Annotated in this window: 16 protein-coding genes; 4 read left to right on the forward strand and 12 right to left on the reverse strand. The window is 38.9% G+C overall.

The genetic code is table 11. The annotated features are described in order from the left end of the window. Positions 1 to 11: 11 nt before the first annotated feature. From cydC to KI375_RS25630, 4 genes are read right to left on the reverse strand one after another with little or no spacing between them, the layout of a single operon-like run. Positions 12 to 1,745, reverse strand: coding sequence for a thiol reductant ABC exporter subunit CydC (gene cydC / locus KI375_RS25615; protein WP_212976204.1), 1,734 nt, complete (start codon positions 1,743 to 1,745; stop codon positions 12 to 14). Continuing rightward, positions 1,742 to 3,466 carry a thiol reductant ABC exporter subunit CydD gene (cydD, locus tag KI375_RS25620; protein ID WP_212976205.1) on the reverse strand — a complete coding sequence of 575 codons (1,725 nt, stop codon included), beginning with the start codon at positions 3,464 to 3,466 and terminating at the stop codon, positions 1,742 to 1,744. The genes cydC and cydD overlap by 4 nt, the downstream gene beginning before the upstream one ends. Continuing rightward, positions 3,466 to 4,479 (reverse strand): cytochrome d ubiquinol oxidase subunit II, encoded by a 1,014-nt coding sequence (gene cydB, locus KI375_RS25625; protein WP_212976206.1) that lies wholly within the window; start codon positions 4,477 to 4,479, stop codon positions 3,466 to 3,468. Before cydB ends, cydD begins: the two co-directional genes overlap by 1 nt. Next, on the reverse strand, positions 4,466 to 5,869 hold the full coding sequence (locus KI375_RS25630; protein WP_212976207.1) for a cytochrome ubiquinol oxidase subunit I: 1,404 nt from the start codon (positions 5,867 to 5,869) through the stop codon (positions 4,466 to 4,468). The genes cydB and KI375_RS25630 overlap by 14 nt, the downstream gene beginning before the upstream one ends. 489 nt (positions 5,870 to 6,358) lie before the next feature. Here KI375_RS25630 and KI375_RS25635 point away from each other — a divergent pair, with 489 nt between their 5' ends. The 3 genes from KI375_RS25635 (at position 6,359) to KI375_RS25645 (ending at position 8,495) form a co-directional block, all read left to right on the forward strand. Continuing rightward, entirely contained in the window at positions 6,359 to 7,195 is an 837-nt protein-coding gene (locus KI375_RS25635) for a hypothetical protein (RefSeq protein ID WP_212976208.1), read from the forward strand. A 240-nt stretch (positions 7,196 to 7,435) separates the two neighbouring features. Further along, positions 7,436 to 7,726 (forward strand): phospholipase A2 family protein, encoded by a 291-nt coding sequence (locus tag KI375_RS25640; RefSeq protein ID WP_212976209.1) that lies wholly within the window; start codon positions 7,436 to 7,438, stop codon positions 7,724 to 7,726. 328 nt (positions 7,727 to 8,054) lie between these two features. After that, positions 8,055 to 8,495 carry a hypothetical protein gene (locus KI375_RS25645; protein ID WP_212976210.1) on the forward strand — a complete coding sequence of 147 codons (441 nt, stop codon included), beginning with the start codon at positions 8,055 to 8,057 and terminating at the stop codon, positions 8,493 to 8,495. Between the two features lie 43 nt (positions 8,496 to 8,538). Here KI375_RS25645 and KI375_RS25650 read toward each other — a convergent pair whose 3' ends face one another. The 7 genes from KI375_RS25650 to KI375_RS25680 form a co-directional block, all read right to left on the reverse strand. Continuing rightward, on the reverse strand, positions 8,539 to 9,513 hold the full coding sequence (locus KI375_RS25650) for an ABC transporter ATP-binding protein (RefSeq protein WP_212976211.1): 975 nt from the start codon (positions 9,511 to 9,513) through the stop codon (positions 8,539 to 8,541). Beyond that, on the reverse strand, positions 9,510 to 10,496 hold the full coding sequence (locus KI375_RS25655) for an ABC transporter ATP-binding protein (RefSeq protein WP_212976212.1): 987 nt from the start codon (positions 10,494 to 10,496) through the stop codon (positions 9,510 to 9,512). Before KI375_RS25655 ends, KI375_RS25650 begins: the two co-directional genes overlap by 4 nt. A 5-nt stretch (positions 10,497 to 10,501) precedes the next feature. Further along, positions 10,502 to 11,428 (reverse strand): oligopeptide ABC transporter permease, encoded by a 927-nt coding sequence (gene opp4C, locus KI375_RS25660; RefSeq protein WP_212976213.1) that lies wholly within the window; start codon positions 11,426 to 11,428, stop codon positions 10,502 to 10,504. Between the two features lie 57 nt (positions 11,429 to 11,485). Further along, entirely contained in the window at positions 11,486 to 12,442 is a 957-nt protein-coding gene (locus KI375_RS25665; RefSeq protein ID WP_212976214.1) for an ABC transporter permease, read from the reverse strand. A 134-nt stretch (positions 12,443 to 12,576) separates the two neighbouring features. Beyond that, positions 12,577 to 14,313 carry an ABC transporter substrate-binding protein gene (locus tag KI375_RS25670; protein WP_212976215.1) on the reverse strand — a complete coding sequence of 579 codons (1,737 nt, stop codon included), beginning with the start codon at positions 14,311 to 14,313 and terminating at the stop codon, positions 12,577 to 12,579. Positions 14,314 to 14,378: 65 nt separating this feature from the next. Further along, complete coding sequence (locus KI375_RS25675; protein ID WP_244853079.1) at positions 14,379 to 15,572, reverse strand: M20 metallopeptidase family protein; 1,194 nt, start codon at positions 15,570 to 15,572, stop codon at positions 14,379 to 14,381. A 187-nt stretch (positions 15,573 to 15,759) separates the two neighbouring features. Continuing rightward, on the reverse strand, positions 15,760 to 17,127 hold the full coding sequence (locus tag KI375_RS25680; protein WP_244853081.1) for an MATE family efflux transporter: 1,368 nt from the start codon (positions 17,125 to 17,127) through the stop codon (positions 15,760 to 15,762). 123 nt (positions 17,128 to 17,250) lie between these two features. On the opposite strand from KI375_RS25680, the gene KI375_RS25685 reads away from it, so the two are divergent. Further along, the gene (locus KI375_RS25685; RefSeq protein WP_212976217.1) at positions 17,251 to 18,072 is read left to right on the forward strand and encodes a MerR family transcriptional regulator; all 822 of its coding nucleotides are present in this window, start codon (positions 17,251 to 17,253) and stop codon (positions 18,070 to 18,072) included. 23 nt (positions 18,073 to 18,095) lie between these two features. Here KI375_RS25685 and KI375_RS25690 read toward each other — a convergent pair whose 3' ends face one another. Then, positions 18,096 to 19,307, reverse strand: coding sequence for an MFS transporter (locus tag KI375_RS25690; RefSeq protein ID WP_207450493.1), 1,212 nt, complete (start codon positions 19,305 to 19,307; stop codon positions 18,096 to 18,098). Positions 19,308 to 19,721 lie beyond the last annotated feature (414 nt).

The following is a 19,721-nucleotide window of genomic DNA, read 5'->3' on the forward strand; positions in this document are numbered from 1 at the left end:
TCTCAGTCGTGTCAGGCATCTGCACCTCTATCCATAGCATATAATTCGCGATAACGTTTGTGTTGTTTGATTAGTTCGGTATGGGTTCCTTGCATAGTGATCTTGCCGTTGTCTAGAAAGATGATTTGGTCCATTTTTTCGAGTTCGGTTAGGTGGTGGGTGATCATGATGATTGTTTTATCTTTTAATGTCCCAAACATGGTGTTAAGCAAATCCTTTTCTGTGATTGGATCAAGGCCGATTGTTGGTTCATCCAAGATAACAATCGGTGTTTTTTTCAATAAAATGCGTGCTAATGCAATTCGTTGACGCTCACCACCTGAAAAACGTTGCCCTGTTTCTTCCATTTGCGTGTCTAATCCCTTTGGAAGTGAGTGTATATACTCATCTAATTTCACTTGTTGAATCACATTCTCTAGTTCTTCTTGCGTTACATTATTATTTCCTATGCGGATATTATTTGCAACAGTTGTGGCAAATAAGTAAGGCTTCTGATTTAAGTAACCAATTCCTTGATAAATTTTGTCCCCATATTTTTCGGGTGACTGCCCAGCGATTTCAATATGTCCTGCTTGCGGTGTGACTGCGCCTAATAGTAGTTGCGATAAAGTTGATTTTCCCGAACCGCTCTTTCCTAATATCGCGATTTTTTGTCCATATGAGATTGAAAGCTGAAGATCTTTAATAGCTGCTTTCTGCTCATTTGGGTAATGGAACGTGATATTATCTACAAGGATTGCAGGAGTTTTCGCGTCAAAAGGCTGAGAGTCGCCTCTCGGTTTCTCTTGTGAAAACTGGCGAACATCATCAATGCGTTGCAGTGACTCTTGATAGGTTGGAATTTTTTCTACTGCGTCTGAAACCGGGAGCAATCCCTCCATGATTGGAAAGACCACTAGGGTAAACGCCGCAATATAGGTTGGAGCAATTTGTCCATTGCCCGCTGCGATTCCAGCCCATATTCCTACTAGTAATAAGATAATCCCTGATAAACACTGTAATTGGAATGTCCGCGCTTGTTGCCAATTCACAATCGCTTTCTCTACTTTATTTCCTTGTTTTGTTTTTTCTAAAAAACTTGTAATAAAACGATTCTTCCGTCCACTAATCATCCAGTCATGTAAACCAAAAAGGGCATCCGTTAAATTCTGATAAATATGTTTGCGATTCTTTTTCAAGCTAATTTGCTTTTTCTTTAAACTAAACAAGGATAATAAGGGATACACAACTAAAACAATACTGAGAAGAAAGGCCATTCCAATCGCAAACTTCCAGTCAAACAAAGATAAAGTTACAACTGAAAAAATAAATAAACAGATAGCGGAAGCAGTTGGAAAGATGGTCCTTATATAGACATCTTGCAAATGCTCAATATCATCAGCTAATGTCCCTAACAAATCCCCAGTTTGAAAGCGTGAGTGAATAAATAACGCTTGGGGCTCAAGCATTTTATATAAGTGTATGCGCATATCGCCTAATATTTTTAATACTGCATGATGTCCAACTAGGCGTTCCACATAACGTGTCACTGCTTTGGATATACCAAAAGTCCGGACAGCGACGATCGGAACATATAAAAGCAAGATCGTCTCAGGTCTTTCAGATGCTCGTGTAATTAAATACCCGGAGACAAAGGTTAAAAAGGAGGCTGAGAGAAGTGTTAGCACGGCTAATACTATCGTCGTAATCATTACAACTCTATATTGTTTTAAATAAGGCTTTATATAAATGTGATAAAGTTTCAACGATCATCGCCCCCTTTTTGTGCTTGTCGTAATGCTGAAAATGTTCCAGGTCGCTGCATTAAATCATGATAATGACCAGTTTCTACAAGTTTGCCATTCTCCATAACAAAAATCCAATCCATGCTTTGCATCCAATGCAATCGGTGAGTGGCAAAAAAGACTAATTTCCCTTCCATCAATGGCAGCATAGCTTTTTTCAATTCGTACTCCGTCTCAATGTCCAAATGTGCAGTCGGCTCATCTAACAACATTATTGGGCGATCTTGAAGCAAGCCTCTTGCTAAAGCGACACGTTGCTCTTCCCCCCCACTTAAAGTACGCCCACCTTGACCAATGACCTCTTCCAAACCATTCGGAAATCGGGAAACTAATGCTGTTAATCCGACTTTATCAGCCGCTTTCTTAACTTTTTCCTTAGGAGCATCAGGCGAATATAAACGAATATTCTCTGCAATCGTTCCTGCGAAAATATGTGGATGCTGCGGAATATAAGTTAATTGTTTCTGCCAATCGTCCAAAGAAAAATGCGGGAGTTTTTGCCCGTTACAACTGATTTCACCACTAGTTTTCTCTAAAAAACCCGTTAATAAGTCAATAAGCGTGGATTTTCCCGATCCAGAAGTTCCCACAATGCCAATTTTTTGTAAGCCACGTACGTCAAAATTAAGGTTTTCAAGGCGAGTCAAGCCTTCTTCAGATTCCATACTGACGTTTTTTAACGCCAAAACACTATCTTTCGTCCAAGCCGGAATAGCGATTTCAGCTTGATCATTAGCAATAGTTTTCATCGCTAAAATTTGATGAATTTTTTCTCCAGCTTCCTTGCCATCCATCGTAGCATGATAATCATTTCCCAATTCCCGGACTGGCAGAAAGTATTCAGGAGCTAATATTAGAATCAACAGAGCAGGTAAAAGTATAATATGACCGTTAATCAAGCGTAATCCTAGCTCGACAGCAATAATCGCGACGGATAAACTCGCAAAAAAGTCCAATGAAAAGGTAGACAAAAAAGCAACCCGTAATGTACGGTTTGTTGCAATTCTGTATTTATTACTAACCGTTTCAATTGATTTAGCATGTGATTTACTTTTTCCAAGATATTTAAGAGTTACTAATCCACGCAATGAATCAACAAAATGTCGAGATAGTAGTTGATAGGTTTCCCACTGGGCATCCATCTGCTTTTGCGCTGCCATCCCTAATAATATTAAGAAAATAATCATAATCGGCATCACAACAGCTAAGATAACACCTGAGGCAAGGTCTAAAGTGGTGACATAAATGAATAAAATAATCGGTACACAGACCATCGCAATTACTCTTGGAATAAACAGCCGTAAATAAGTGCGAAATTGAGGAATCCCTTCCATAACTAATGTCACGAGCTGTCCAGTACCCTCTTTCCCTACCATCCTCGGCCCCAATGCAAACAACTTTTTTAATAAAAGTTGCTGATATTCATTCGCTGTATCTTCAGCAAACTGATAGGTTAACCTTTCTTTTATCCATTGAATCAAATGACGCAAAATAAAGGCCACAATAAAAATCGCCAATAGAGGAAGGACTGCTTTCCACGCAGTCCTCTCATACATATTCACAATTGCAGCCGCTAGATAGCGGGCCTGCACAATTAAGATAATCGTTTGGATTACCGTTAACAAACCGACGATGAATATAAGACGTTTGCTTCCTTTGTAATGAAGAAGATGTTTATCCATTAGTCTTCTAAAAGCTCCTTATGAGAGACTCTCTTACGAAAAATATAGTAACTCCAAAATGTATAACCTAAAACAATCGGGATCATTGTTGCTGCCACAATTGTCATTAATTTTAAAGAGTATTGACCAGATGCTGCATTATATACCGTTAAATTATTGGCAAAATCCGTCGAGCTAATAAGCACGTTAGGAAACAGGGCGATAAAAAACGATGACATAACAAGGATCATGATCAAGCCTGTGACGGTAAAGCTATACCCTTCTTTTTTATTACGTAAAAGTGGATATAAAGATAAATACAACACGACCACTAAACCGTAGAGTGTGTAAAGAATCCAACCTTTATCAGCTAGAGCATCTGTATAGAGCCCTGTTAAAACAACGAAAAGTACCACAACGAAACCTGTCAAAAAGTAAATCTTTAATCCCATTTCCTTCGACCTTTCTCGTAATGATCCTGTTGTTTTTAAGGAAGCAAACATTAAACCGTGTAAATAAGAAAGGAGTACGAATGCAACACCGCCCACTAGGGTATAAATATTAATTATATCCGTGAAGCCAGCATACATATTCATTTCTGCATCAATGGGCAATCCTTTAATAAGGCTAGAAAACATAACACCTAATAAAAATGGAGGTAAAATGCTTCCAGCAAAAATGGCCCAGTCCCAGACTTTTATCCAATGCTCTGAATCAATTTTTTCTCTAAACTCGAAGCTAACTCCACGGGCAATTAAAGCCAATAATAATACAACAAACGGTAGATAGTAGCCGCTGAACAATGTTGCATACCAGTGCGGGAAGGCAGCGAACATTGCTCCCCCCGCTGTAATCAGCCATACTTCATTCGCATCCCAAAAGGGGCCAATGCTTTTAATTAGCATTTGTTTCTCTTGTTCATTTTTCGCAAGAAACTTTGTCCCCATACCAATTCCAAAATCAAAACCTTCCAAGAAGACAAAGCCAACAAATAAAACGGCAACAAGGATAAACCACACTTCACTTAGTTGCATGTTGAACACCTCCAAGATCAAACGGGTCTGACGCTGATACATCTTCCTTCGCTTTTGCATGCGGCCCTTGCTTGATCACACGGATAAATAGATACACCATCACAATTGCTAAACATGCATAGATGAGAGAAAAGGAGATAAGCGAAAATAAAATTTGTCCTGCACTCACATTCGGTGAGACTCCATCCATTGTCTTCATAAGACCATTTACTACCCAAGGCTGGCGACCAATCTCGGACATGATCCAACCAAAGGAATTGCCGATGAATGGTAAAAAGATAGCAGGAACCAACCATTTCAAATAACGAATGCTATGGACTAATTTTTTTCTCCATAATAAGAACAGACCTAAAGCACTAAGCAGGATTAGAATTCCACCAGTTCCAGCCATAATACGAAAACTCCAAAATGTTGTTTTGACGGGAGGTATATAAATGCCTTCTCCATGCTTTTCAATCATTTTTTCTTGTAAAGTATTCATTCCTTCTACTTTTCCAGTAAATTCACTATATGCCAAGTAGCTTAATAAATATGGTATTTCGATCCGGTGGGTACTTTCCTGGTTTTTAGTATCAATATTGGCAAACAGAGTCCAAGCTGCGGGATCACCACTATCCTCCCAAAGCCCTTCAGCCGCTGCCATTTTCATTGGTTGGGCGTGCATTAAATAGGTTGCTTGCGCGTGACCAGAAAAAGCGAGTCCTAGGCCAGCGACCAATCCAATAACAAGCGAAATAGCAATCGAACGTTTAAAAATTTCCACATCTTTTTTCTTAATCAAATACCAAGCACTGACACCAGCGATAAAAAAGGCACCTGTAGCAAAGCTTCCGAAGATTGTATGTGGAAAGGCAACCCAAAGTTTAGGATTGGTCAACACAGCTACAAAATCGGTCATTTCTGCACGACCATTTTGAATCGTATAGCCAACAGGATTATGCATGAAGGAATTGGCTGCTAAGATCCAAAAAGCGGACATAATTGTACCGATCGACACAAGCCAGATACAAGCTAAATGTAATTTTTTCGGTAGTTTATTCCAACCGAACATCCATAATCCAATAAAGGTAGATTCTAAGAAAAAAGCTAATAAAGCCTCAACAGCAAGCGGCGCTCCAAATACATCCCCGACAAATCGTGAATAACTTGACCAGTTCATTCCAAATTGAAATTCCTGGATAATCCCTGTCACCACTCCGACTGCAAAGTTAATTAGAAAAAAGATACTCCAAAACTTGGTCATCTTCAAATAAACTTCTTTTTTCTTTATCACATACAGTGTCTGCATGATCGCAATAATAAATACTAGACCAATGGACAATGGGACAAAGATAAAATGAAACAATGTCGTTGAAGCAAATTGAATCCTCGCAAGAATAACCTCTTCCATTCCATTTTCCTCCTTAAGTGAAAAAGTGAACAAACTTTGACAAAAGTAATTCATTTTGTGTGCTTGTGCACTTTTAATTCGTGAAATTATGAACAAACTTTGACAAAAAATTTTTGCAAAGACATGAGTGAAAATTTTCCTCTGTAATGTCTATCGCAAATCTAGGCGGATAGTAAATCATCCCCCTTTATCTTTCAGCCAAGGTCCAATGATTTTCCTTTTTCTCCACATAGTGAATAACTGAGCATTCTATATTTCTATCATACTACAGATTCTCAAAATAGGAATAAGGTTATGTTACAAATTCGGTACCAATATAAGTCCATTTATTGAACAGAGAATAAGCGAGCAATTTTACTAGCTTATGAGGTTTTATTGTAAAAAGATTTATGGAATTTGTCAATCAAGCTAGTTTTTTATTGACGTTTTTTTGAGCATTATTAGAGGTATAAATAACGTATAAACTTTAAAACAAGGGTGGTTATGATGATGAAAAAGGCTATACAAGTCGCTATTTTTCTAGGCGCTATTTTTCTTATTGGAGGTTGTGCAACTAAGGATCACTCTTCACAAGAAACTCCAGCAGAAAACAATACTGAAACTAATGATGCACAACAAAGTGAGGACCAAGACGACGCTAAACAAGATCCCCAACCTAATGAAGAGGAGAATTCCTCACAACCAGAGCAACAAGACGAGAAAGACCTTACACAGGAAGAGATAATGGAAGGAATAAAAGAGCAAATTGATACAGACCTGACGATTGTTCTTCCAGACAGCATCCCTTTAGATAAAGGAGAGCATTTGACAGCTGCTACCACCTCATCAGAGGATCAATATACGGTTATCTTTTTTGCTAGTCAAACTTCGATTCCCATTAATAATGATCAATTAAAAGATGGTGATGCTAGGCAGATTGCACGATTAACCGTACAACAATACGATACTCAGGAACAGGCAAACGAAGAAATAGCTTATGAAGATTTTGAACAAAACGGCGGTAATGAAGTGGATCTTGGTCATGACATCACTGGGTATCAAGATGCAGGAGCAGGCAGCCTCTGGACAGGCTGGAATGAAGGCCGTTGGGCATTGGCGGCACATACGCAAACAGATCAAGCAGAGTCTGGTGAAAAACTGGCCCGCAATGCCGTCACTTTTCTAGAAGATCATTCATTACCGATCCCAGAAGAACACGGTTTTGTTCATTTAGATGCAACAGGGGATGATCAGCAGATTCTCTGGCAAAAAGAAAATGTCGTTTATCAATTAGATCAAATCGCTGATCCGATCATCGGTTTAAAGATCGCGACATTATTTGAATGATGGATTACTCTTGAAAATTGTGATTAGAAAAAAAGTGGTATTCAATTTAATGGGGATTTTCTTCCATCCCCACCTTCGCTTCTCCGTTTTCCAAGGTCCTGAAGTGAGGGATTACTGCACGGTAATGCGGGATCAAATAGTGGATTTTTTGCTCAATCATCACTTTCCCTTCTCGTTTTAAGGCATCTGCTCATGCATTCTACAATGTATGCTCATATTGTAGAGTATGGGGGTGATTGATTGTCTAGGAAAAGAAATCAGCTTGGTTGCATTTTTCCTGGTTATAGATGGTGTGGACCAGGATGTAGCGGGCCTGGTTCACCTATTAATGATGTGGATGCCTGTTGTATGAGACATGATCGCTGCTTGAATAGGGGGATTCATCCTTGTATATGTGATGAACAATTCATGCATTGCCTTCGTCCGAAAATGGATCGCAGAAGTCGAGATGGCCAACATGCGAGACTGATGTATAGAGCGATACAATTGAAAACAACTTTTCAATGTCAACGATTCAGAAGGGATTGGTGAAAGCCGCTTAATCAGCTCCTTCCGAATCTCTTTTTTTACAGAGGATGTTCTAAGCACTCAGTAAAAATGACACTGCGAATTAAAGAATCTTCCGTTCAAATCCCCACATCCTGTGGACAACATAAAAGTCAGCACAAACATGCGAGTCCGCCTCGAACTTTCGACGTATAAGCTGATAGAACGTCAGTGCAGTCGCCGACTTAATCCTTTTGAATACGAACTAATCATTTTCCTAGCGTGATGAAGGCTTGAGTGAAAGGAAACTAGCATTCTCCTTAAACTTATAGGATAATATTAGAATAATCAGGACTTTTAAGGAGGACTTACATTGAAAAATCATCCTATATCATTACCAATTGCTTATATGATCGAAACACTAAGAAACCAAGGGATATCTGATGCCGAGATACTAAATCAAATCAAACGAAAGGATATTACCCCTTGGAGCCATGTAAATGAACGCTTTGATTTTGATGAACTTATAAAGCTCGCAGATCAAGATCAAGATGCCTTTACCTCCATCATTGAAGATGGTTACCAAATTAAATTTATCACGATCAGAGGCCTGCAAACACTGCTAAAACTTAAATTCCAACTAATCGAAGGCCGCGATTATCAGCTTACTGGCAAAGGGATCAAAGAACTACATATCAAAAAGGACGCCTGGCTTCAACTCAAATCATTACTATCGAAAAATTGTCTAGTCCAAGAAGAACCTCTTGAAGAGAACAGTTCCTATAGAAATGTAAAAATTGAATTAGGGGTCTGACCCTCACTGCGTTAATACTTTATCACAATGGGGGTCAGGCCCCTTATACTAGATGGCAAGCTACAAAATGCTGGTCTTCAATTTCGCGAAATTCGGGTACTTGCGCTCGGCAAATATCCTTTGCTAAGGGACAGCGTGTGTGAAATTTGCATCCTTTTGGGGGATTGGCTGGATTGGGGATGTCCCCTTTCAGGATGATTCGTTCGCGTTTCAATGTTGGATCGGGAATGGGGACCGCTGAGAGTAAAGCCTTTGTATAAGGATGAAGCGGGTTCCCATATAGTTGATCCCGACTCGCCAGTTCCATCATAGAGCCAAGATAGAGAACGCCTATTTTTGAACATAGATGCTCGACAACACTTAAATCATGCGAAATAAATAAGAAAGTAATGTCTTTCTCTTTTTGCAATTTCTGAAATAAATTAATGATTTGCGCCTGGATGGAAACATCTAGAGCTGACACTGGCTCATCAGCGACAATAAAATCCGGTTCTAAAATGATTGCTCTTGCGATGCCAATCCGTTGTCGTTGTCCCCCACTGAATTCATGGGGAAATCGTTCATAGTGATACGGAGCAAGACCACAAATATCTAAGACCTCTAACACTTTTCCTCTTACTTCTGTCTTGCTACATAAACCATGATCCAGCAATGCTTCCCCAATCGCATCACCAATTCGAATCCTAGGATTTAACGAACTAAATGGGTCCTGAAAGATAAATTGCAATTTTGGTCGTAAATTCCGCATGTCTTCCTTAGCTAGCTGATGAAGGCTTTGCCCATTATATTTTACTTCTCCTGATGTAATCGAATGTAGCCGGAGGATGCTTCGGCCAATTGTACTTTTTCCACTCCCCGATTCTCCAACGAGGCCAAACGTTTCGCCTTTTTCAATGGTAAAGCTCACGCCATCAACTGCCTTGACTACTTCTTTATTGCGTTTAAAAATCGAAGAGGTTTCACCAAAATATTTTTTCAGATGATCGACTTCAATTAACGGTTCTGCCGCTGCTGTCATACGCTCACCTCTTCTTCATATAACCAACAAGCTACTTGATGATCATCCTTAATCGACTTCATACTAGGGCTCTTCTCAACACAAATCTTCATACAGTGTTCGCACCGATCACTGAAATAACAAGATGGCTGCAAATCAATCAAGTTTGGCACCTGTCCAGGAATCGTATAAAGCGTCTCTTTACGTTGATTGATAACAGGCTTAGCTGCAAGCAGCCCTTTTGTATACGGGTGTTTTGGGTTCTTAAATAATTCTGTGACAGGCGCATGTTCAATAACCTTTCCTGCGTACATGACGATCACATAATCAGCAACTTCCGCTACAACGCCAAGATCATGAGTAATCAATAGCATCGACATTTGTCGCTCATCCTTTAACTTTCGCAACAATTCTAAAATTTGTGCTTGAATTGTTACATCAAGGGCTGTCGTTGGTTCATCTGCAATTAATAATCGCGGATCACAGCATAGAGCGATCGCAATCATAATCCTTTGTAACATTCCACCACTCAACTGATGGGGATAAGAGGAAAAGATCTCTCGACTTCTGCCAATTCCGACCAATTCAATTAATTCTATCGCTTTTTGTTTTGCTTGCTTCTTGGAAATGACCGTATGTTCCATCAAAGGCTCAATTATTTGTTCGCCAATCGTTAAAACAGGATTAAGCGAACTCATCGGTTCTTGAAAGATCATAGCAAAGTCATTCCCACGCATCCTTCGCAAATCGCCTTTTTTCATTTTCAACAAATCTTTTCCTTCGAAACTGATTTCTCCTTCACATTTAGCTCCTGATGAATGATCGATTAATCCCATAATAGACATGGCTGTAGCACTTTTACCACATCCCGATTCTCCGACCAGACATACGGTTTGCCCTTGCTTTATTTCAAAACTTACATCATTCACTGCATTCACATTCCCAGCTTCTGTTTGAAATTGGGTAAGCAAGTGATTTACTTGCAGGATAGACCCTTCTGTCATGTCTATTACCTCCTCTTCATGTTTGGATCGATTGCATCGCGCAAGCCATCACCGAGTAAATTAATACTAATCACTGTTAGGAAGATTGCCACACCAGGTGGAATCCATAGCCAAGGGCGTTTTTGAAAATCAATCAGTGAGTTCGCTGCATTGATCATATTGCCCCAAGAAGCTGTTGGTGGAACGACCCCTAGTCCAAAGAAACTTAGGACAGATTCACTTAAGATCGCACTCCCAACACTCAATGTCCCTGCCACAATTAATAAAGGAACGGTATTTGGTAATAAATGATTCAACAGCTTTCTTCGATCCCGCAGTCCTAATGCATCTGTTGCTTGAATAAATTCACGTTCTCGTAAACTAAGAATTTGGCTTCGTACTAATCTCGCAAGTCCGGGCCAGCCGACTAGACTTAGCATTAACATAACGATATAGAGCCGTTGCTCAGCTGGTACTTTCCACTCTGACATCACAGCCGCCATTATAAATAATAATGGTAAGCCAGGTAATGTCATCAATATGTCTGCGGTTCTCATCACAATTTGATCGATGATCCCTTTATAATAGCCCGCTAATACACCTAATATAGCTCCGATTGTTAAAGACATGACCATCGCGCCTAGCCCTACTGTCAAAGAAATTCTCCCAGCTAGCATCAATCTTGTTAAGACATCCCTTCCTAACTTATCTGTCCCTAGCCAATGAGCAGTACTGGGAGGTTGATTGATATTCGTTGGATCCACCCCAGAAACTCCATAGGGAGAAAAGAAAGGACCTAAAAAGGAAAACAAAAAAACAAAAATAAGAAACCCTAATCCTGAGAGGGCAATTTTCTTTTTTAACAAACGACGAAACACCTGTCTCCAAAGAGAAGATTTTTGTTGTTTCGTATGTATCTTTGGATCCATCGTCGTTACTGAAGGACTTTCCATATGTTTCAACTCCTTATAATTCACAGGAAAAGGAATCCACTTTTTTCCAATAAAAAATTATTTTAAACGAACTCGGGGATCTGCTACTCCATATAATAAATCTGCTACTAGATTGCTGATAACAGTCAAAAGGGCGATAAACATCGTAAAGCCCATTAATAATGGATAATCTCGAACCGTAAAAGCCTGCATGTAAATGGCTCCAATCCCTGGCCAATTAAAGATTTGCTCTGTAATAATCGCACCACTGAACAAGGCTGGTAACTCGAAAGCAAATAAAGTAATTGCTGGCAAGAGAGCATTTCTTAATGCATGTTTATAGACAACCGTTTTTTCCTTCAGTCCCTTTGCCCTTGCTGTACGGACAAAATCCTGACGAATCACTTCAAGCATATTGGTTCGGAAATAACGGGCCAAGCCTCCAATCCCTAACATCGTTAAAACTAACACAGGTAAAATCATATGCTGGCCTACATCTTTGATATATGCCCAGCCAGTATAATTACTTCCAGTAGTGATCATACCCCCAGCTGGAAACCAGCCAAGATCAACGGCAAGAAATTTAATTAAAATTAAGCCAAGAAAAAAGGAAGGGGTAGCCATACCCGCAAACACTAACACGGTTGCCAATGAATCAAATAAAGAATATTGACGAGTCGCAGAAACAACGCCGACGACCAAAGCAACCCCCCATGTTAGAATCAATGAAGCTAACGCAACAAAAAAAGAACTCCATAAATAGTTTCCTAGCACTTCGACAACTGGACGTTGGAATTGTAATGAATAGCCAAGATCCCCTTGCAGAAGATTTCCCATCCAGATAAAATATCGCTTCAACATTGGCTGATCAAAACCATAAAGTGCGTATAGCTCCGCCTTCCGTTCAGCCGTTAAATTTGGATCGGCATCAATAAAGTTACCAGGAACTAATGAATACAAAAAGAAAATCAGCAATGAAGCTCCAAGCAAAGTTGGAATTAAATACAACACTCTTTTTAAAACATATTCTTTCAAGCTTAGTTGCCTCCCATCTATCCAAAAGGATGATGACTATTTCCAATAATTTTCTTATCTAATTGGGCGTACCCGCACATTGTGCAGATACGCCTGAATGAAAACGATGATGCATATTTAATAGATTTATAGGATTATTGTTGTACATCTACCACTTCTAGATTTTTCAAGCTAGGAGCAATCCCGCGATATCCATTCGGTTCAAAGCCCTTTACCCGTGCGTTCGTTCCACTTAACACTTTTGTATAGGACATTAGAATTACGGGAGGATCCTCATCCAATGCTTTGTATAATTCATGAAAAGCTGCTGCTCTTTCATCTTGATCATTGGTTGCGATTGTAGCATCGATCAAACCATCAATCTCCTCATTTCCATACCCTTTTATAATCGAATCTTGTGTTTTTGTGTGAAAGCTATCAATTCCATCATAAGGATCTGTCAGCATAGTCGTGGAAAAAGATGCCAAGTCATGATCGCCCTTCTCTACTCGGGAAAGCAAAGCATTAAAATCCATTTGTTCTACTTGCAGATCAATCCCGATCTCCTTATAATTTTCCTTTGCAATCGGAATAAAGGTATCCCCTAAACCGCCAGCAGAAGTAAAGTAATAGACAACGAGCTTTTCACCATCTTTTTCTCGAATTCCATTGTCTCCTTCTGTCCAACCAGCATCCTCTAACAATTGTTTCGCTTTTTCTGGATCGTAATCTGTGCTGCCAATTTCATCTGTATAAGCCCAAGAAGCTGGTGAAACCGGAATATTCGCTACTTGCGCATAGCCTTGGTAATACGTATCAATAATCGTTTGTCGATCAAGTCCGTATATGAAGGCTTGTCGCACTTTCGGATCTTTGAAAATCTCTTTCTCATGATTAAATGTGACATAACCATAGGCAGAAGAGGTATATACATTAATATCGGCAAATCCTAGAGCTTGTAAAAATTCAAAATTATCTTGGCTAGCAGCCAATCCACTATAATCCAATTCACCTGTTTGGAAAAATTGCTGAGAATCCCCTTCAGTTGTTTTATAAATGAATTGATCCACTTTTGGCTTTCCATCATAAAAATGTTCATTAGCTTCATAGCGAATTTCCTGACCTGGTAAATAGTCGACAAAACGGAATGGTCCTGCTCCAACTGGTTTTAAATGCAAGCCATTTAAGTAATCAAGATCACCTTTTTTGTAGTCTTTTCCATAGTAATCTTTCTTCAGCACTTGACCGCCAAGTAAACGCAAGGAACGAGCATTTACTTCTTCTGTCGTAATTTCAATCGTTTTATCATCCACTACTTTAATACCGGAGATACTATCGGCATCTTCGTTTTTATAATCTAATCCCCCTACAACTTTTGCTTCCGTGATATCCGTACCACCACCATAACTAGGGTCATGCAGGAGTGTTAGGGTAAATTCAACATCTTCAGCTGTTAGCGGCGTTCCATCATCAAATTTCAAATCATCTCGTAAATAAAAGGTATATGTTAATCCATCTTCGGATACATCCCATTCTTCAGCAAGTCCTGGGATCGGTTCACCTGCTTCATTGATATCCACTAATGGAGGAAACATCACCGATTGAACATTTCCATCATAACCACTTGAATTAAAATAAGGCGTAAATACTCCCCCAGGCTCTTGTAAACCTACAACTACCATATTCCCCCGATTGACAGCTAATTGAGGAGAAGCTGATGGGTCTTCTGCTGGAATTTGCATATCTTCTACAACATTCGTTGTATCCGCGGCCTTTTCAGTGTCTGCTGACTTTTTCCCATCATTTGTTGACGTTTCTCCTGAGCTACAAGCAGCTACAAGTAAGCTGAACAATATTGTTACTATTAACAAAATCCCTTTTGACTGTTTCATTTTCTTCATTCCTTTATTATTATTCAAAATTTTTCGACAAAAATTCCAAAAAACAAAAATGATTGTTAAAACAAATAATGGGCTACAATTTTCACAAAGGATCTTTCGATATTTAGTAACGCCCGCTCATCGAAATCAAACCTCGGATGATGATGGGAATAATGAGTCTGTTCGTTGTCATTTCGACTCCCTACTCTAAAATAGGTTCCCGGTCTTTCTAGTAAAAAGTAGGAGAAGTCCTCTGCACCCATGGAAGGCTGTAAAGTAATAACAGCTTCATCTGAAAATTCTTCCTTGAAAAGGGTTCTCGCAAGCTCTGTTTCTTGCTCATGATTATATAGAGCAGGATATCCTAGTAAATAGTCAATCGAATAATTTGCCTGAAAGGCAGACGTAATTCCCTTTACAATCGAATCAATATCCTCTTTGACTTGCATCCTCACCTGTTCATCAAAAGTACGAACAGTTCCTTCGATTTTGGCATTTTCTGCAATGACATTAAATGCATTTCCAGCTTGGAACACGCCCACTGTCACAACAGCAGATTGTAATGGATTTACTTGTCGACTAACGATTTTTTGTAAAGCATTTATAACCTCACTGCCAATCACAATGGAATCAATCGTTTCATGAGGTCTTGCCCCATGCCCGCCTTTTCCTTTAATCGTAATTTCAAATTTATCGACTGCAGCTGAAGTAAAACCTTCTCCCACCGCAACTTGCCCTAATGGAATATCAGATGCTAAATGGGCACCGAATACATAATCCACGCCATCTAATACATTATCCTCAATCATGAATTTCGCCCCACCAGGTGGCAGTTCCTCTGCAGGTTGGAAAATAAAGATGATTTTACCATTAAGCTTTTCTCGAAACTGGCTTAGCACTTGCGCAGTCCCCAATAAAGCAGCTGTATGACCATCATGCCCGCATGCATGCATCACTCCAGGTTTTTGCGATTTATAAGGTACATCCTTTTCGTCTTGAATAGGTAATGCATCGAAATCAGCTCTTAAAGCAATCGTTGGTCCAGGATTATTACCTTTAAGAATGCCAATAAGTCCATTTCCGCCGATCTTTGTTTTGACCTCTAAATCAAAACTGATTAACTTTTCCTCGATAAACTTTGCTGTTTCTGTCTCCTGAAAAGATAATTCAGGATGCTGATGCATGTATCTCCTCCATTGGACGATCTCTTGATGATTTTTCTCCAACTCTCTGTGAATTAACGCTAAATCAGTTTGATTTGTCTTTTGCAATTTGAGTTCCCCTTCCTCCCAAAAACCTATTAAACTTATAGGATTTAGTAACTTTGATTTATTGTATGGCATATTCTAAAAATTTTCAACTACTTTTTTCATAAATTATGGCAAAAAAAATCATTTAATTTATCTGTTTATTCAGATAAATGACGTTAAAAAGAAGAAGTCCGGTTAAAAAACTCAGTTAACCGGACTTCTTAAATAGTTTCCCCTTTTCAGAACGAACAAGTTCTATCCATTTAAATTTTAGTGCTAGATAAGTGATGAATACTGTTAATCCCTCAGCTAGCGGGAAGACAAGCCAAATGGTATTGGAACCGAAGATTTTTGGCAAAATCAAAAGCAAGGGGATGAATAAAACAAAACTGCGGCTTAAGGTAATTCCTGTAGCAATACGTACTTTCCCAATCGATTGATAAAATTCCACAAAAACCATGTTGATTCCTAAAAACAGATACCCAGCAAAAAAATAGACAATCCCCATTTTTGTATAATCAATAATTTCGGGAATTTCAATGCCGAATAAGTCAATGATCATTCCTTTTCCGGTAAGTCCAACCATAAATATCGCTACTCCAAGACCAAATCCTGTAATGAGCGCAATTCGGATAAATTGTTTCATGCGTTGATAAAGCTTCGCACCATAATGATAACTTGTAATTGGTTGTAAAGCTGCTCCAACACCGATAAAGAGCATAATAAACACCGTATGCATATAGTTCACAACCGCATAAGCAACAATCCCGATTTCCCCGACATAATGACTAAATGTTACGTTAAAAGCAACTGTCATTACTGCTGCCGAACCTTCTACAATAAAACTTGGAAAACCAATCGAGAAAATGTTCCCCAGAATAGAAAAGTCAAGTTTCGTTCGAACAAATCCTAATTGTTTTTTCTTCGTTAAAAAATGCGTAAGTAAAACGAGAATCCCTATGATAGTACCAAGTACTGTTGCATAAGCCGCTCCTTTTACACCCCAGTGGAAAATGAAAATAAACAGATAGTTTAATCCAATATTTACAACAGATGTTACAATCAATCCCACCATCGCGAGTGTAGGGTTTCCGTCATTTCGAATAAAAATACTTAAAATATTTTCAAGGACAAAGACAAGCCCAAATAAAAGAATAACGTGAAGATAACCATCTACATACGAAATAATTGAATCATTGGCCCCGAATAAATAAGCAAGCCGTTCTTCAAACAGTAAACTGATTATAATAATCAAACCAGTTGTCGCAATCGCGAGGATAATCGAATGTGTAAATATTTCTTTTGCCCGACGTGGATTATTTTGGCCAAGGGCAATGGAATATAATGTGGCACCACCCATGCCAATCCACAGTGAAACAGATAGAATAACTGAGTATATGGGCACCGCGATATTAACGCCTGCTAACCCTTTTTCTCCAACACCGTGACTGACGAATAGACCATCGATTAAAATATTGATGGCCATCAGCATCATTCCAAATAAAGAAGGGATTAAATACTTCCTAAATAATCGCCGGGGCTCCATTGTTTGCATGATTGAATGATTGTTTTCCATAAAAATACCACCTAAAGTTAAATTCTCTCTAGACTACTCTGTTTTTTAATGTTTTTTTCCTTTCTATGCTATGATGATAAGGTATTCGGTTACCGTATAGTCAAGAGTAAAGAGGTGGAAAAATTGGAGTCTCCGAAAAAATTATTTACAACAGGAGAATTTGCAGAATTATGTGGCGTGAAAAAGCAGACTTTTTTTCATTATGATGATATCGGTCTGTTAAAACCAGAGTATAAAAACGATCTGGGTTATCGCTTTTATTCCGTTCAACAAACAGAAGTGTTTGCCGTGATTGAAATGTTAAAGGAGATCGGCATGTCTTTAGCTGAAATTAAAGACTTTTTGCATTTCAAATCGCCTAAAGAAACAATCGATTTATTAGCGGAAAAAGAAGAAGCCATGAAGAAAAAAATTGCAAAAATGCAGCGCACCCAACAAGTCATTCAAAACAAGAAAAAACAAATCGAAGAAGCATTAAGGTTAGATTTTGATCGCTTTACAATCGAAGAATCGGTAGATGAAAGCTATGTTTTAAGTAAAAATATTTTAAACTGTTCAGATAAAGAATTTACGAAATCGATTATGTCATTTATTAAATATACAAAGCGCGAAGAACTAGATATCGGTTATCCGATTGGAGGTTTAATTCGGCAGGAACAAATCCTGGCTGCTGATTATTGGAATTATTCGCATTTTTATATGCGTGTCGAACACTCAGCTATCAAAGAGCCTTTTATTAAAAAAGCGGGAAACTATGTTGTTGGCTATCATAGAGGTAGTTATCTAACAATCAAAAAAACCTACGAAAAAATAAAAACATATCTGAGTAAGAAAGGCTATCTCATTTGTGGCGATAGCTTTGAGGAGTATGTAATGGATGAGGTAAGTGTAAATGGAGAAGAAAATTATGTGACAAAAATTATGATACAGGTAGAAGAAAAGTAACTGCTACTTTTCTTCTATCCTAATTATGCCATATTCCATTCAGAGGATTGCGAGCTCCTCTGTTTTAAACTGAGCATTACGATAAAGGAGACAATATATAAGGCCGCTAAGTACACCATAGCCGTCATCATACTATAATTTTGCAAGAGATGGCCAACAAGAATAGGAGAAAAACCGCCTAATGCCCTTCCGAAGTTGAAAATCGTGTTCGTTGCTGTGCTCCGAATATGGACAGGATAATAATGGCTAATCAGTGCACCATACCCGGCAAACATTCCGTTCGAGAAGAAACCAACAATGGCACCTCCAATTAACACTCCAGCACTTCCTGTTGCAAAAGAGTATAAAAAGACAGCACTCGCGGACGCAAGCAGAAAAATCCCAAAGGAACGTTTTGCTCCTAATCGATCCATAAATTGCCCAAAAGTCAACATACCAATAATCATCCCGACAGCCGTACTAATCGTCCATAATGCCGAACTTGATACTGACAGCCCTTGTGATTGTTGTAACATCGATGGTAACCAAATCATCAATCCATTATATCCTGCGATTTGAACAGTCGCCATAATTGCCAGGGCAATGGTAGTGATCGTTGTTCTTGGTGTACGAAACAGCTCACTTAATTTTCCTTCCTTTTGCTTCAGGCTCATCTTTTCTTCCTTTTGTGCAGCCAACCATTCTGGTGATTCCTTCAGATTTTTTCGCACAATAAAGGCAAAAATAACTGGGATAACACCTACGAAGAATAATGCCCTCCATCCCCAGTAAGGGAGAATCATCGCACTTAATAGCGCCGCTAGAATGACACCTATTTGTGCTCCAGTACTAACGTAGGAAGAAACCCTGCCTTGTTTATGTTTTGGCCATGCCTCTGCTACAAGAGCCATACCAATACCGTATTCTCCACCTGCGCCAATTCCAGCAATAAAGCGAAATAAATAAATTTGTTCAATATTTGTAGCAAATCCAGTTAGGGCCGTGCCAATCGCAAATAAAAATACAGTATAAGTAAAAATTCGAACACGACCAAACTTATCGGCTAAGATACCGAAGATCACTCCACCAATTAGCATGCCTATATTGGTTATCGATGAAATGAATCCGCCCGTTGCAAGATCAATATGAAACTCTGCGACGATCATCGACATGGCAAATGAAATAAACATAATATCCATGCCCTCTAGTGTCAAACCAGCCATAGAGGCGACTACCGTTTTCCTTTGATAATTCATCTAGTTTTTCCACCCTTCAGTATTTGTTTGTGTTGCCAAAATCTTCTTGTTGGTTTGAAGGAATGGTCTTTTGTATGTTGTCTCAAACAAACATCTCCATTCTCTTTTCAAGCCTCACAGGACATTGTTTAAAAGAGATAAAGCTTGTCTCAAATAGGCAAAATAAATACCCTTCCGTCTCAGAGGACAAAAGGGCATAGGTAAACATAGACATAGAAATATCTATATACTCGTCCTTTTCGGCCTCTCGGGACCGGTTTAAAGGCTATATATTTGTTACATATAATAGCATGTTTAACCTTCTTTATCAACGGAAATTGTTTTTAAGTTTACCATTTTTTTCATAGAAGATCGTTTTTATGGAAGAATAGCTAGTTTTTTAAATAGAAGGTCTAGCCATTATGTCAGCTCGTT

This window comes from Bacillus sp. J14TS2, assembly GCF_018333015.1.
Taxonomy (GTDB): Bacteria; Bacillota; Bacilli; order Bacillales; family Bacillaceae_C; genus Lederbergia.

Excerpts from the sequence above, each read along its gene's own strand:
- cydD (WP_212976205.1), bottom strand. The coding sequence starts at position 3,466 with ATGGATAAACATCTTCTTCATTACAAAGGAAGCAAACGTCTTATATTC.
- cydB (WP_212976206.1), bottom strand. The coding sequence starts at position 4,479 with ATGCAACTAAGTGAAGTGTGGTTTATCCTTGTTGCCGTTTTATTTGTT.
- KI375_RS25630 (WP_212976207.1), bottom strand. The coding sequence starts at position 5,869 with ATGGAAGAGGTTATTCTTGCGAGGATTCAATTTGCTTCAACGACATTG.
- KI375_RS25635 (WP_212976208.1), top strand. The coding sequence starts at position 6,359 with ATGAAAAAGGCTATACAAGTCGCTATTTTTCTAGGCGCTATTTTTCTT.
- KI375_RS25650 (WP_212976211.1), bottom strand. The coding sequence starts at position 9,513 with ATGACAGCAGCGGCAGAACCGTTAATTGAAGTCGATCATCTGAAAAAA.
- KI375_RS25655 (WP_212976212.1), bottom strand. The coding sequence starts at position 10,496 with ATGACAGAAGGGTCTATCCTGCAAGTAAATCACTTGCTTACCCAATTT.
- opp4C (WP_212976213.1), bottom strand. The coding sequence starts at position 11,428 with ATGGAAAGTCCTTCAGTAACGACGATGGATCCAAAGATACATACGAAA.
- KI375_RS25670 (WP_212976215.1), bottom strand. The coding sequence starts at position 14,313 with ATGAAACAGTCAAAAGGGATTTTGTTAATAGTAACAATATTGTTCAGC.
- KI375_RS25680 (WP_244853081.1), bottom strand. The coding sequence starts at position 17,127 with ATGGAAAACAATCATTCAATCATGCAAACAATGGAGCCCCGGCGATTA.
- KI375_RS25690 (WP_207450493.1), bottom strand. The coding sequence starts at position 19,307 with ATGAATTATCAAAGGAAAACGGTAGTCGCCTCTATGGCTGGTTTGACA.